This window comes from Pseudarthrobacter sp. MOO14, from assembly GCF_058267675.1.
In genome coordinates, this window is sequence record NZ_CM177849.1 from 3530719 (window position 1) to 3545509 (window position 14791).

At 60.5% G+C, this 14791-nt stretch carries 9 protein-coding genes; 4 read left to right on the forward strand and 5 right to left on the reverse strand.

What is annotated here, in order from left to right; genetic code table 11:
- Positions 1–20: 20 nt before the first annotated feature.
- The 3 genes from AC4EEV_RS16445 to AC4EEV_RS16455 are packed head-to-tail and all read right to left on the reverse strand — an operon-like array spanning position 21 to position 3543.
- Positions 21–1022 (reverse strand): sigma factor-like helix-turn-helix DNA-binding protein, encoded by a 1002-nt coding sequence (locus AC4EEV_RS16445; protein WP_491329473.1) that lies wholly within the window; start codon positions 1020–1022, stop codon positions 21–23.
- A 29-nt stretch (positions 1023–1051) separates the two neighbouring features.
- Entirely contained in the window at positions 1052–2581 is a 1530-nt protein-coding gene (locus tag AC4EEV_RS16450) for an ADP-ribosylglycohydrolase family protein (protein ID WP_491329474.1), read from the reverse strand.
- Positions 2578–3543: an ARPP-1 family domain-containing protein gene (locus AC4EEV_RS16455; protein WP_491329475.1), complete on the reverse strand. Its 966-nt coding sequence runs from the start codon at positions 3541–3543 to the stop codon at positions 2578–2580. Before AC4EEV_RS16455 ends, AC4EEV_RS16450 begins: the two co-directional genes overlap by 4 nt.
- Positions 3544–3636: 93 nt before the next feature.
- Between AC4EEV_RS16455 and AC4EEV_RS16460 the strand changes: the two genes are divergently transcribed.
- From AC4EEV_RS16460 to AC4EEV_RS16475, 4 genes are all read left to right on the forward strand, one after another.
- Complete coding sequence (locus tag AC4EEV_RS16460; protein ID WP_491329476.1) at positions 3637–4308, forward strand: NUDIX domain-containing protein; 672 nt, start codon at positions 3637–3639, stop codon at positions 4306–4308.
- Between the two features lie 136 nt (positions 4309–4444).
- Positions 4445–5596, forward strand: coding sequence for a hypothetical protein (locus AC4EEV_RS16465; protein WP_491329477.1), 1152 nt, complete (start codon positions 4445–4447; stop codon positions 5594–5596).
- 559 nt (positions 5597–6155) lie between these two features.
- The gene (locus tag AC4EEV_RS16470) at positions 6156–8363 is read left to right on the forward strand and encodes a 3'-5' exonuclease (protein ID WP_491329478.1); all 2208 of its coding nucleotides are present in this window, start codon (positions 6156–6158) and stop codon (positions 8361–8363) included.
- A gap of 41 nt (positions 8364–8404) precedes the next feature.
- The gene (locus tag AC4EEV_RS16475; RefSeq protein WP_491329479.1) at positions 8405–9400 is read left to right on the forward strand and encodes a protein NO VEIN domain-containing protein; all 996 of its coding nucleotides are present in this window, start codon (positions 8405–8407) and stop codon (positions 9398–9400) included.
- 69 nt (positions 9401–9469) lie between these two features.
- Here the strand turns inward: AC4EEV_RS16475 and drmB are convergent, their stop codons facing one another.
- The gene (gene drmB / locus AC4EEV_RS16480) at positions 9470–11557 is read right to left on the reverse strand and encodes a DrmB family protein (RefSeq protein ID WP_491329480.1); all 2088 of its coding nucleotides are present in this window, start codon (positions 11555–11557) and stop codon (positions 9470–9472) included.
- Positions 11550–14783 (reverse strand): helicase-related protein, encoded by a 3234-nt coding sequence (locus AC4EEV_RS16485; RefSeq protein WP_491329481.1) that lies wholly within the window; start codon positions 14781–14783, stop codon positions 11550–11552. The genes drmB and AC4EEV_RS16485 overlap by 8 nt, the downstream gene beginning before the upstream one ends.
- Positions 14784–14791: the final 8 nt, after the last annotated feature.

The following is a 14791-nucleotide window of genomic DNA, read 5'->3' on the forward strand; positions in this document are numbered from 1 at the left end:
ATATCCCCCAGCTTCGCGACTTACTCTTGCACCGAACGCAGGGCGTCCGCCCAGGTGCCGTAGATGTTCCTTACCGATGCCCCCGAAGGGCGGGAGCGACCAGCTGCCTGTTCCTGCTTCACCCAATCGTCGTATGCGGCATAGGTCGCGTTCATTTCGGCTGCTTTGGCGTAAAAGCAGAAGTCGCTCACGGTATCGTCGTAGTCTTCGCGGGTGAACTTCACGAGGCCTTTGGGACGGCCCTTGGTCGCAAGTCCGATGCCCATGGCCTCCAAGGCCTCGTTCCAGCCGCCGAAGCGCTTTGACACAGTCTGCCGGGTAGGTGGCCACGGGAAGGCTCCCTGCCGAGAAACCAGGCCGAAGGCGACAACAAGTTCGTCACGGAGCTCCTGGTACCGGGCGCCGGTGATGCTGGCGGCCGGGTCCTCAGAAACATGCTTCTGCGCGGCGCCGATGACTCCCAATATGGTTGCCACGTCATCTGGCGTCGCTTCTGCCAATTCCAAGGCGGCCCGCAGCTCGCTTATGAGGGACAGGTCCAGGTTTACTGCCGCCCACGCATGGTCAGGAGCGAGGCTCCGGTCGGATCCCAGGAGGAACCAGATCGCTGCCGCCAGCGCCTCCTTTGAGAAGATATCGTCTGCCTGCGCCTTGGAAAAGACAATGGTCGACCCCTTGAAGGCTTCCTCAGCGATATCCACGTCGATCCCCGGGTACAGTGCCTGCAGCTTGAGCACGGCATCTGGCCGGGTCACACCACGCTTCGCCATCTGCCGGGCCATGTCCCCGTACTCTGCCAGGAAGGCTTGATGAGCGGCCCGTGTAGCCGCTTCTCGTGCCGCAATCCGGTTCCTACGAGATTCCTCCGCATTCGTTCCGCCCACTTTGGCGATGATCTGCCGGACCCGCTCGCGGGTGATGCCAAAGCTCTGGCCGATGGCGTCCAACGTCTCGCCGTCGGCGTAGCGCTCAACCATCGCAGCGTCGCGCTGCTCCCGGCTGAGTTCAGGGGTTGTTGTCATGGTCATATTCCTATCAGCAGGCTCGGACATTACTCGGCAGCGGCAGCCGTGGCTTCGGTGCACGCGGGACGGCCAGCAGCATGTGCATCCTCCAGAAGGCGCATAAAGAGAGGGTTGGGCCGCGCACCCGGTAGGACGCGCTGCAGGTCTGCCAACGCTGCCAACGGAGAAATGCCGGCAGCGTGGGCACCATACAAAGCAGCGACAGTCGGTGTCCGGGATTCCGCCCGGACACAGTGCAGCAGCACAGTCTTGCCCTCTGCGCGGTAGCGTTCGACGACGGCCGCTGCCTCCTGCAGGACAAAGGCGGCGTGTGCGTTGTCGCCTTCAACAGCGGAGTCGACCACCCAGAAAGTGGCATGGTCCTCGGGCGCCACGCCCGGTACATCCCGCGTGCCAAGTCGGCAGAGCGACACCACCGCGTCGATGCCCAGCTCAGCCACCCGCTGAAGCGAGCCGACCCCGCCCAGCCACACGCCGTCGTCGTGCGGGTGCCGGGCCAGCACGTCGGTGCGGCCCCACATGCTGTAGTCATGCCGTTCAGCCCGCGGCCAGGACAGAGACCGCTGGCCCTCGGCGCGGCCCAGCTCCATGCCCAGGACCATCAGGTCGCGGGCCCGCAGGCCCGGCCAGCCGTGCAGCCGCTGCCGCCACTCGAACGGCACCGCGGTGTAGCCGTAGGCAGCGCCAAGCAGGCCGCCGGCGATGGCGGCCACGGTGTCCGTGTCGCGCCCGCCGCGCACCGCCTCCTCCAAAGCAGCCCGAAGATGGGCGGGGCCAACAGCTGACAGGCCGGCATAGTGGATGGCGCTCCATGCCCCCTGGAATGCCTCCACCACCCAGCCATTGCGGGTAAAGTCGCGGGGCCGGGACCGCTCCGCCGTCTTGATCCGCTCCAGCCACACCGAAGCGCGATCGGCAGGCAGCAGCGGCAGGCCAGCCCGGATATCGAGCACACCGGTGAGGACCGCGTGACGGATCGCCACACACCACAGGCCGCACGCCTCCTGGGCATCAGGATCGGCGTGGGTCAGGGCGCTAAGCTCGCCGGCGGCAGCCATCAGTTCAGCGGGCTCCCGGTCCAGGTACGCCAAGGCCAAAGGAGCAGTGCGCATCAGGGACCCGTTGCCGGCGCTGCGGCCGGTCCGGGCATGGAAGTCGGCGGCAGCAGCAGTGAAGTCGGCGGCCTGAACCTCGCGGCCGGAAGCAGCAGCCAGCCTGCCGGCGGCAGCGATGACGGAGCTGGTCTGAGCCCCGACGTCCTTCGCCCCGGTGGCCCAGCCAGTCCACGCCCGGACCACCGTGGTGAGGGCCGCGGGGGAGGAGGGGCCGCCCTCGGACGCGGACTCCAGCAGCGCCTCCGCGATCGGGATGGCCATGGACGTGTCGTCGGTCCACTCAGCCGGCGCGAACCCGAAAGGGCCGCCGCCCTTCATCGTGACGACGGCGCCGTCCGGCAGCGGTGCGCCGAACTCGTAGCCGGCTCCGAGGGCGTCGCCGGCGGCCATGGCGACGAGGACGCCGGCCGCTCGGTCATGCTGCAGGGAGTTCAGTTTCATGCCATCTCCATCAGGGGGTGTTGGGTGTTCCAGCCGGTCAGGTGGGCCAGCTGGGGCGGGCGCTGGGGGAGTGCGACGGCGATGCCGGCGGCGGTGACCGCTCCGGCGGTGCGGGAGACGTTGCGGCTCCGGAGGGAGCCGTGGTGCCGTACTTCAACGGCCGCGCTGCCGCCGTCGAACGTGCCGAAGTCCATCGCCTGCACGCCGGCGGCGAAGTCGCGGGCGCGCTGGCCGGGCATCGGCCCGGAGGCCAGCGCCTGGGGCGGCAGGAGCTCAAGGTCCAGCAGCGCAGACTCGATCAGCTGCCGGTAATGGCGGCGGAACAGCGTGCTGGTGCCGAAGACCTCCAGGAGCAGCGGCTGCCGGCCCAGGCCGATCACCACGCCGCGCTGGCCCTCCAGCGGGGCGGGCGCGTCCGCGGCGCTGAACCGGTTGCGTTCCTCTTTGTCGTCCTTGAACCAATCCAGGTGCTGGAGGAGTGAGCTGGTGGCGGAGGCGCCGCGGGCGGCGTCGAAGCGGCGGACCCGTTCCCAGATCCGGTCCTGCCGGTTCCTTCCCCGCTGCCCGTTCATACCGTCGGCCAGCTCGGACCACACGTTCAGCGGAGCGCGCCGTGCCTGCCTCCGGTGGCTGTTCTGTCCGGCTTCCCAGCGGCCGGCTTCGACGCAGAAGGTGTCGATGTCGCGGGTTTCGCCGGGGCCGAGGACGACGTCGCGGGCGCAGGTCCGGTGCTGCTGGCCTCCTTCGAGCAGCTCGCCTTCCAGCATCAGTGCCGGGTGCGGGCCGTTGTTGGTGACGGTTAGGCGGGACACCTGGGCGCCGCTGGCGAGTTCGCTGACGGCGACGTCGGCGTGGGTGCCGGTGCTGATGCCGAGGCTTCCGGGCGCGGAGGTCCAGACAGGGAAGATGCTGAGCGGGCCGAGGCTGCTGCCGGCGCCAATGTGGAGCTGGGGGACTTTCATGGGAACCTCCGGTTGATTTATCGCATTTCTGCGCTAATTGGTTCCAGTATGCACGGGTTGCTTCTTTAGCGCAATACTGCGATAAATAAGAGTGTGAAGGATTCCAACAACAGTCCGGCCCTGTCGCTGCTCGACTACCCGCGGCCGTCGGTGGCGGTGGATACCGCGGTGCTGACTGTTGCGGACGGGAGCGTGTGCGTGCTGCTGGTGCGCCGCGCCGAGGACCACCAGCACGGAAAGTGGGCGCTGCCGGGAACGTTCCTGCGGGAGCGCGAGACCCTGGCGGACGCCGTGCTGCGGTGCCTTCGGGAGAAGGCGGTGATTTCCGGCCGGGTGCCGCGGCAGCTGCAGGTCTTCGACGAGCCGGGGCGTGATGACCGCGGCTGGGTGCTGTCGGTGGCGCACGTGGATGTGGTGCCGCTGGCCGCTTTGGAGGAGGCATTGAAGTCCGACGGCGTCCGGCTGGCTTCCGTGACCAGGGAAGCGGAGCTGATCGCCGGGCTGCCGTACGGTCACGCGAACATCGTGGCCAAGGCGGTGGAGTGGCTGCGGGCTGCTTACGCGGAGGAGCCGGATCCGGGGGCGCTGCTGGATGAGCCGTTCACGCTGAAGGACCTGCGCGAGCTGCACGAGGTGGTGGCGGGAGCGCCTTTGATGCGCGACACGTTTCGGCGGTTTATGGAACCGAAGCTGACCGGGGCGGGGCAGATGTCGGACGGGACGCGGGGGAGGCCTTCGCGATTGTGGGTGCGGGCTGCTGGCTAGCGCGCCTAAGTCCTCAGTATTTCCGTCCTGCTTAGACTCGATCCAAATACACCCAGCCAGCGTTGAAGGAATCATGCAAAGCCGAGAATTTGAGTTCGAAGTGGCAGTGAGGATTGCCCTCTTGACGAGGTCAGACATGGAGAAACTCGACGACTTGGAAAAACTAGCAAGTCTTGTGTCGGCAAACTCTGCCGAGAAGGTTGCAACACCGGCGGTTCATCTTCTCGCCAGTAACCTCGCCAGCTATATTCATAAGGTTCTGGGGCTGCATTCCTCGGGTGAACCACGGCGAGACGAAAATCCGGTGGGCGGGTTTCAAGACATGAGGTCAGCAGACGCGGCTGCCGTCGTAGGCCGTTTGCTGGCTCTTAGCGGAAGCTCGACTTTAACAGGTGGTAGGACGCGGCACGAGCTCTTCGATCAAGTGAAAATACTGTTGCAGCGGCTTCGTCAAGTGGTCAGATCTGTGCATGAACCACGAGAGCTGAGTGAATGTGGATGGCAGTGGAGCGATTTCAACGCGGGCTGGGACAGTGGGCTGCGAAACTCTGAATACGAGCTCCCGTTGGTCTGGAGAGCTTTGAGGTCCGGCAACGAGGAGTGGCTGCCTCCGGCCGATCCCGCAGGGTCCGGCGTGCACGCCTATTTCATCACCTATTGGTATTCACTCTCAGCCGTAGTCCTAGGCCATTTAGCATGGGCCAACCCAGCTCTTGGCATGACTCGGTGGATCAATTGCGGAATGCCAGGGGACGGGGGAGTTCTTACCGGTTTGAAACGCCTTTATGGAGCTGATGCCGCCGCTGTCGTACTCAATGCGAATGTTACTTATGTTGCCAACGAGATGGCTGCCAGAACCGTTGACCGTGGGGGTGAAAGTTCAGGAACATTTGATCCTTCCCTGTTCCTGCTCGAGCATCCGGACGTTCAGCAGATCGTTGACAACAACAGTAGGTGGCGCGCAATGTCCGATGAGGGCACCGATTCCTTGCACTTGAGCGAACATTTGCGGACACACTTGATTGGGCCAGGTCTTCGAACTCCTCGGCTCACAGGCGGTCACGATGTTACCTCAACTAAACACACGCACCTGCTCCTCGCCGAGGGGGGCGGATGGTACGAGGCTCTGCACCTGAGTGCGGGCCAGTTGCCCGTGCGTCCAGACGGGCGATCGTGGAGAGTCGATGTCACGTCAGCACCGCTCGGATACATTGGCGAATTCCGAAAATCACGGGTGACCGGCCGTTGGTTTGCAGGAAAACATTCCTCCCACATGTTGGGAAACTGACACAGCGCTGCTGCAGTTGGCTCGGTCGCTTACCCGCGCACAGGTGGCCCCTTAGGATCTGTAGAACCAGTCCAGGAATCTCTCGTCGAAGTCAGCGTGATTAGCGTAAGCGTCAAAGTGGTCAGTCGCTGCTGGCTCCTTATACGCATCTCAGACGCGGCCTTCTCTGGAGTTCACGATATATGTTTTTTGGTAGGACCAAGGAAGTCTAGTTTATGGTAAGAGAACAAACTGCTGACCGCGCCATGGACAGATGGATGGGCGGCAGAATTGCGGGCTACCCAGGTTTGGGTCGTTTTTGAATGCCACCGACGATGAAGGCGTTTGCTGATGGAACTTGCCACAATCGACGGTCTACCTGTTGCCGAACTCGGATTCCAGCTGGGGGTCGGCATTGTCATTTCCATGGGAAGAACTCAAAGTGGGCATTCTGCTGGACGGCGACGACCAACAGGCACTAAACGACGGCGGATGGATGGACGTCCGGAGGACCAGATACCGCAGACATAGTCCAGTCGCTCAGTGTGACGGAAGGTAAGTAATGCCATTAGTAACGTGGATGAAGGGCAAATCCAAACTTGATGGATCCTTGAAATCGAAAATCTACAACTTTCTCGAAAAGTTGCAGGAAGACGATACGGCACCCGGTCTGCACATTGAACCGATGCACAAGCCGAAGGACCAACGTGTCCGGACTGGCCGCGTAGATTTGAACTACAGGGCCGTCCTCTACCGTCTGGACCCGGCGGGTGAGCCACATTACATTTACATCGGAGCGTGGCCGCACGATGAGGCAATAGAGATCGCCCGCGCCAGCGTGCTTCAAGTCAACCCGGTCAATGGCGTGCTGGAACTTATCAAGGACTCGGAACCCGACACAGTGGGCGGCGAGCCCGGGGACACGTCCAAGATTAAGCCGCCCGTCGTGAACCCAAGGCCTCAGCCGGGGTATGAGAACGGACTGGTTTCAGCGGGCTACACGCCAGAGTATCTGATGGAGGACCTAGGCATCGATGCCGAGGTCGCCCGGCGGGCAGTGGCTGCGCGTTCACTCGAGGAATTTTCAGCGGTCGTGGACAATGCGCCCGAGTGGCAGGGCATTGCACTGATCGATCTCGAGGCCGGAAAGTCCCTGGCTGAGGTGAAGGAAGAGCTCGGGCTCGGCCAATACGTCGAAGATGAGACGAAGTCCGAGGACGAGAAGATTCAAGAGGCGTTGGAACACCCCGCATCGAAGATCCAGTTTGCGTTCATTGGCGAGAACGCGCAGGAGCTGAAGAACATCATCGAGTTCGGTGACTTTGAAGCCTGGCGAACGTTCCTGCACCCGGAGCAGCGGCAGTATGCAGAGAAGAGCCGCAACGGATCGTTCCGCCTATCGGGTGGAGCCGGGACGGGCAAGACTGTCGTTGCGCTGCACCGCGCCAAAGTCCTTGCCGACGCAAAGACGCCAGCTAGAGTCGTCCTGACGACATACACCACCACTCTGGCCGAATCGCTGGCCACGAATATGGCCAAGCTGGACCCAGCCCTGGCGATTTCCCCAAAGCTGGGCCGCCCGGGCCTCTGCGTGGCTGGCATCGACTCATTGGCATTTCAGATCTGGACGACGGCATCCGCAGACGAGCGGTCCGCTGCGCTCGACAGGGTTTTTAGGGCGGGGGACCAGAAGACGACTAAGCGGACCCACAACGATGCCTGGGACCGGGCGGCCGATTCCGTGGACCATGGCTTGGAGTCAACGCTGGCCAACTCCACTTTTTTAGAGCAGGAATACCTCTCTGTGGTCCTGGCCAACGGTGTGACAACCAAGGACGAGTACCTGAAGGTCTCCCGCGGCGGACGCGGCACTGCCTTGAACCGGACAAGGCGCATTGCGGTGTGGCGGATCGTCGAGGCGTATCGACGTGCGAACCGGATGGAGGACGAAGCAAGCTACGCGGAAATCGCAGCCCTCGCTGCGGCAGCCCTGAACCACCGGGTCTCAAGTGGGGGACCGCGGCCGGCGGATCACGTTATAGTGGACGAGGCGCAGGATTTTCATGCAGGACATTGGCTCCTGCTGAGGGCCCTCGTTGCGGAGGGAACGAATGACCTCTTCATCGCCGAGGATTCCCATCAGCGGCTATATGGACAGAAGGTGCCGCTGTCCCGCTTTGGCATACACATTGTTGGCCGTTCCCGGCGACTAACGCTGAACTACCGCACGACGGCGCAGAACCTCGCCTTCGCTGTGAAACTCCTTTCCGGGGCGGAGTTCCGCGACATCGAGGACGGCGAGGAGAAGTCCAGCGACTACCGCTCAGCACGCAGCGGTCCGGAGCCGGTCCGGAAAGGCCTTGAGTCGCTGAACAGCGAGCTGGACCTCGCTGCCGACCACATTCGTCGGTGGCAGGAGGCGGGGACCGACGGTGCTTCGATTGGAATACTAGTCCGAGCTAAGCATCACCAGGCTCAGTTGGTTAGCAGCCTGAACGAGCGTGGAATCCAGGTCCGATCTATCGACGCATCGGCAGGGGACAACAAAGAGCCAGTGGTCATGACAATGCATCGGGCTAAAGGAATGGAATTCGCCAAGGTCATTCTCTTCGGTGTTAGCGACTCCAGCCTTCCACAGAAGCACGCTATCCAGGGTCTGGCGGAAGCGGAGCGCGACGATGCTTTGCTGCGGGAAAGATCACTGCTTTACGTGGCAGTGACCCGCGCCCGCGACGAGCTTGTGGTGACATGGAACGGTAAACCGTCAGAGCTGCTTGGTACAAAGTAGTCTCGATAGTTCAGGGCAATAAACAAACTTTTGGGGGAGGAATGGCGGTTAGCGCGACAGGCAAAAAAGCGCGATGGTGGGACGGCGACGCCACGCAGCGGTACTGGATGGAATTGGTCAACGTCGATACCTGGGGAAGCGAACTCATTGCCCCTGACACGCCTCGCTACGATCTCATGCACGATGTCCGAGTCGGCGATGTTGTTCTCCACTGGGTGGGAAAGAACAACCCGATGGGGTTCAAATCCGGAATGTACGGGGCCTCGATTGTGGCCGGCGAGCTGCAGCCGCGGGCAGGAGACTGGTTCGGGAAGCCAGCCAACACGATTCCGCTCACAGAGTACTCGCCGCTTTCTCGCCCTTACCTGCTGACAGATCTTCGCGCGGACCACCAGGACGACATTCTTGGGGTCAAAGGCGAGCTGGAACGAGATTTTGCAGACGCCGCGGGATATACGATCTATTTTCCGTTTCAGAAGCACCCTACGACTGGCCTGAAACCTAACCAAGGCTACCTCTTCAAGCTGCCGATAAAGGTTATCGCCGCCGTCCCGGACCTCCTGCCCGACAGTGATTGGGGAGGGTTTGACCGTCCCCTAGTGGCGCCTCCGGTGGCGGGACAGAATGGCGTAAAGCAGAGCTACGCCGGCTTCTGCGCCGATCCTATACTAAAAAAGGCCATCGAGATGCAGGCCGTACGTCAGGCCACAGAGCACTACGAAGCAGCCGGCTACAAGGTCAAGGACGTCGGGGCATTCGAGTCGTACGACCTCGATGTAAAGCGCGGGGATGAGGTTCGGCACGTCGAGGTTAAAGGCTCTCAGGGCTACGTGCAGAAAGTCATCCTAACTCGCAATGAGGTAACTCACGCTAACCATTTCGGCCGAACAGATTTAGTAGTCGTTGCGGATATCGAATGGGAGCGTCATCTCGACGGCTCTATCACCACAGGCAAGGGGATCATGAGCGTGTATCCAGACTGGCGGCCGTCCCAGGAAAATCTGAAGCCGCTCAGTTTCGAGTATTTCCTCGACTAGTCCTTAGCTGCTCAAAGGTGCCCCTTCTGGCCGGGCGACCCTGACAAGGCGTGTATGTGCCGGTCCTTGTCAGAGTCGCCCAATCAGCGCCGCCGAGACTTCGGAAGGGTGGACGGACGTTGCGTTGAAGTGGGTCCAAGCCTGCTTCGAGAGCCATTCGTCGCGTGCCTCATTTTCTCCATCAACGACGGCCACCTTATGAGTGGGCCATACCAGCTCAGCGATCCATTCACACGATGGCCCAATATCCGCACCTGTCTCAGGAACTGGAACATTCAGAGATTTCAACGCGTGTGCCAAAGGCCGGACTCGTTCACTTGTCAGCTCTAGTACTGACTCCCACGGACTGAAATCCTCGGCTTGCTCGGGTTCGAGCGGGTTGCTCGGGCTTACCCCGAGGCCGGAGATATCACCGCCTGTTGCCGCGTTCCCGACCATGGCACTACACATGCCCTTATCGAGGTCCGCTCCTGTTCCATATAGAAGCCCTCGGTCCAGGGCACCGTTAAAGTGCTCGCAACTTGTCTCCGGCAAGTAGACGCAGTTATGGCAGGCCGCAAGGTTGCGACCATCGGTTCCTGCGCCTGAGGATTCGATGCAGACCGGATCGGCTGAGCACCATTCCAGTCTTCGGAGCCCATCTATGAATACCTTCGCGAGAACGTCACTGTCAGCCTGGGCGGCCAGGCCTCCTAAGCTGCCAGCGGAGTCAGCAGAAGCCGTAAACAGCAAAAGGCCCGCAGATTCCTCATCTACGTATAAGCGTTCACGTATAGACGACGTCGGGTAACCTGCGTCCAGAGCTAGTTGGTCTATCAGCACGTGCGACAACGTGTGAACCGCTACCTTGACAATATCTACGGGAACCGGCTTCTGCTTGCGCTGCGCCGCCGCCTTGCGCGCATTGGAATCCAGCTGGGCCTTCCGGCTCTTGACGAAATCCTGCTCAGCCCAGGTATGCAATTGGTCGCGATCAAGGGAAATGAAGATTCCCTCACCGATGTTCTCCACGGCCGGAAGCCAGTTGACTCGTCCATCCTCCGGGCTTAGAACGCAGGTTTTGACGTCGGGATTATCCTCAGACGGAGCCAACAGCCGCGTGAAACCGAACAAGGCCCTGACCTCGCGAAGACGAGTAACACGCCGAACCGCCGTAACGAGTGGCTGAATGCTCGGATCAACTTGAACTGGGAGGCAGACAAAGTCTCGGCCCGGACCGTCTTCGCGGCCTTCAATCAAGGCGTCGAATTCTTGGCGGCGAAGCTCCACCATGTCTGGGACGTCGTCTTCACCGCTGTGAAACTGGCGTCTTACCTCCGCCAGAATTTGCTCGGCTGTAAATTTCGATCCGTGCTTCTTGACCGTGGCTTTAATGACGAATGTACCTTCTGGCCCGAGAACCTCAGGTTCGGACAGAATATGACCGTCTTGCGCTACTGCTTTTGCGAGAGCCTCAGAGTAAGGCGGGATTGAAATGACAGAAGAAATGGATGGAAACCAAACGTTTGAAGCACCGCGTTGTACCGTGCGGGGCGGCTTAGCGCACCCTTTCTGCGAAAAAGATGGTCCACCGAGCCATAAGCGGCGACCACTGCATCGCATGGGGCCGAAGGCGCCGGGGGTGAACGCGTCCCCAAGGCTGCGTTTTCGGCCGCAAGAGCAGGAGACGAGCATGTCACCCAGCGAGGATGTACGGCCCCTTGCTTTCAAGGAGAGCTGATGATCGTCTGGAGTAGACGAATAGTATTCATCGTGGACCCAGAAGTGGTATGGGAAGTCATCTATGTGTCCGTCCTCGCACGTGATAATAAGGCGAGATGGAGTGAGGGCAGATTTCGGCTTACAAAAGCCGCATATGGGATCATTCCATTTCGATTTCAAACTATGGAGATTTCCCAGGCGCCCGCACTTGCCGCAGGACTGAACGAACGGGAAGCGGATAACCGGCACTGATCCTTGGCGCTTGCTGGAAGAAGGCAAGAAGAGATCTGACACGTGCAGAGCGCGTGCCAACCGCGGTTCAGGTACTCGGGACAGAAGCTCCGTATCCCACTGATCTAAACTGGCCACCATGAAACTGGCGTTTTCGTCAGGCAGCAGTCCGCCAACCCCGTAAGTAGACAGAAGCTGTGCCCTGCGGAGATTGAACTCATTCATTAGAAGTTTCCTTCCGGAGGGTAACTTGCCGTAGCGGAGTAACTGCATCGACGTCGCGCATGCTTTCCGGAGTGGCCCAGGGAGCCTGATCCAGAGAGAAGTCGAAGTCGTCTTGTTCTAGAGCCTTGGAGTAGCGGATAAGCAGGGCATTGCCTGAGTTCTTTTGGTCTTCATACTGAAGTGACGCCTTGCCAGCCGCTTCCGCGGCCCACACATCTAGGAGGGTCTGAAGCTGCTCACGTGTGGCTTCAGCCTCCGGCTTCGCCACCGACCTGCTGCGGCTAACCAACCGCCGTACTATATCGTCTACGACTTCCGTTTTTCGGCTGATGTATGCAGCGGCGCCGGAGCCAGCCAACTCTTGCGATAGCATACGGACTGCAGAGACGAGGACACCGTGAAGGGCGCGGTCGCGTGAGCGGGCAGCGAAAGGCGTGGCACTTGTGGCCTCTACCGCCCGGTACATGGCCTGATGGAACGGAACAAAGCCCTCAAAATGGGAACGGTCCCGGGACTTCGACGAGTTGAAAATCGTGACAACTAAGCCTGGGAATTTTCGCCCGACCCTGCTCGTAGCCTGGATGTATTCCGCGCTCGACTGAGGTTGGCCCATGACTGCCATTAGGCCCAGTCGATCGACGTCCAGGCCAACGGAAATCATGTTTGTCGCTAGGACGACGTTTTCAACCCCTTCTTGGCCCAATCGAGTTTCAAGGTTCTTAAGCTGAGCAGGTATCAAGTTGTTTGGTACGCGACTGGTTAGCTCGTTAGGGTGGGCTTGGCGCACCGATTCTGCTTCGCCATCGCGAGACGCCAGCAGGCCAAGTCTGACGCGGACGTCATCGCTCACCTGAAGATAGGCGCTTCCGAGTACGCGCAGGCTGTTGAAGTATCCGATAAGGGTCCAGTAAGGGTCCCGATCCTCGTCCGTTCCCTCAACTCGCAGCCCCGAATTCAACAAGGATGCGTAGACACGGACCATCAATGTCGCATGGCTAGTTCCCGAGGCCATGACGCCGACGTACTCTCTGGTCCCGTATTCGTCACGTGGTGCGCGTTCTGCAAAGAACGAGTCATCGGGTAGAAGTCCAGGCGAGGGAAACAAGGACGAGCGACGGTCGAAAACGGCCTCTATCTGTTTTGCAGCGCGACGGATTGTGGCTGTTGATGCAACGATTTTGGGGCGGCGAGTAGAACTGTCACTACCGCTTCTTAGAGCATCTCCAGCTGCCAAATCGAATGCCGCCTCGTAGATACCTACCGTCGACCCGAGCGGCCCCGAAATCAGATGGAGTTCATCCTGTATGACAAGGTCTGGGCCATAGTCTGTTGCTACCCCCCGGCCAAAGATATTGGCGATTGCACCGTTCCATGCCATCTGTGCGAACTTATCCACAGTGGCGATTACCAGTTCTGGGCGCTCCCGGTATATGTCGGAGTCCACGAGGTGCACCGGAAGGCCGGTCCTGTAGTCACACGAGGAATTTGGGCACTTGATTAGCATGCGCTGAGTAGGAGCGCTGCGGACTGAATAGTCCGACTCCGAAAGGACCCGCCCGCACCACGGGCAAGCTTTGAGCTGGACGGGATTGCCTTCGATAACATTCAGGCCGTCGGCCAGTTTCCGCAGATTTCGTCGGGCGACGTCTGTGTTGTTGGGCGTCGCGCCAGCCCCTACCCATAGTCCGATGCTGAATGGCTCGGCCCCGAGGTTTACGGCCTCTTTCCTTAAGTACTCAAGGGAGCAAATAAGCATGGCGGATCTCTCGAACTGTTGGATCGTCAACAACCGGAGAGTGTAGCGCATAATCACAGCCACACCTTTGGCATCAGGATCACGAAGGCGTCGAAGGAGAATCGTGTACGCAATAAGGCCAAGATATGCTTCAGTCTTCCCGCCGCCCGTTGGAAACCATAGGAGGTCGGCGACATCGCGTTCCTCGTGGCTTGCCTCAGTAAGAGACGGAAGATTCAGAAGAATGAACGCAATTTGGAACGGTCTCCAGGACTGTTTGGCGTCTAGTACAAATGTTCCGCCGGATTTTGCCCGCACCCAGTCCTGCCTTGATCGCTGGATGTGCATCGCCTTATTCGCTAGCTGAAACGCACTAAAAGCTAAGGGCTCGGATTGTAGGAGGTCTATGCCGGCCTGTATTCGCTCGGCAGCTGCAGACGCTGCCTCTAGATGGCTCTCCGCTTGCAAGCGTAGATGCTTGGGAACATCCTCGTCCGCACTTACTTGGACGTCGAGGCCAGCCAGCTTGACGGCGATCCAATCGCGGTATTCCTGGACCAGTAGGGAAAGCTGAGCAGTTACCTGATCCGGAGATGCGCTGGCGAGGAACCCGAAGGACAAGTCAGCCAGGACATCGCCCGTCATGGCTCGGGGCACTTCTTGCCGCGGTATAAATGTCGTCTCGGCATAACTACAAAGGCCTTCGTGAATGTCTTCCTCCTTCCAGGTGGTAGCGCACCCATGACCTGCAGCAAACATCCGTGCATTTCGGTACAGGAGTTGCGCCGTCGCCAGGTCGCTGTCGTCGGAGACACCTTCGTGAAGTGCCTGACGATCCATGAGCGCGGGAGTTTTTGTCTCGACGCCCAGCCCAACCTGGAACCAGCAGTTAGCGTCCCGGTCACCCTCCGCAGGTTTGCGCAGGAGGTTCCGTAGAGCGACGGTCACGGTTACGGCACCTTGAATTGGAGGTCGAACGAGAATGTATAGCTCGAGGGCACCAATTACCAGGGGCGTGGGCACGGAAGGAGGCGAGAGGAGATCAATAGAGATCGGGGCCAGTGAGAGTTCACGCCGGCCCCACCGATCGACGATGCTTTTCGAGGCCCTAACCGAACCCTCCACATCAGGGTCGGTCGCTTCGTGCCCGGCGGAGACAGGTACGTAGCGTGCGGCCTTCGGGTGGATAATAGCCCTGTCCGCAACGTTCAGATCAACGGTGAAGGTCATTCCGATGCTGGACGGGTACGTCATTCGGCTGCTAGCCACCGGGCTGTCCACGACTTCATCGTCGTCGCCTGTCGCCGCGTCCGCATCCTCCGGAACATCTTCTTGCGCGTCGTCTGATACTGGCCAGAGGACCCCTGTCAGGTATCGGTCCAGAGGGCGTTCGTCGAGTATCTCGTCAACGGCGTCGGGGCCGTAGAGATCGCGTTCGAGTCGATCAACCGTTTCTGCCCGGAAGGCGTACTTTGAATCAAGGCTTCCCATTTGACTAA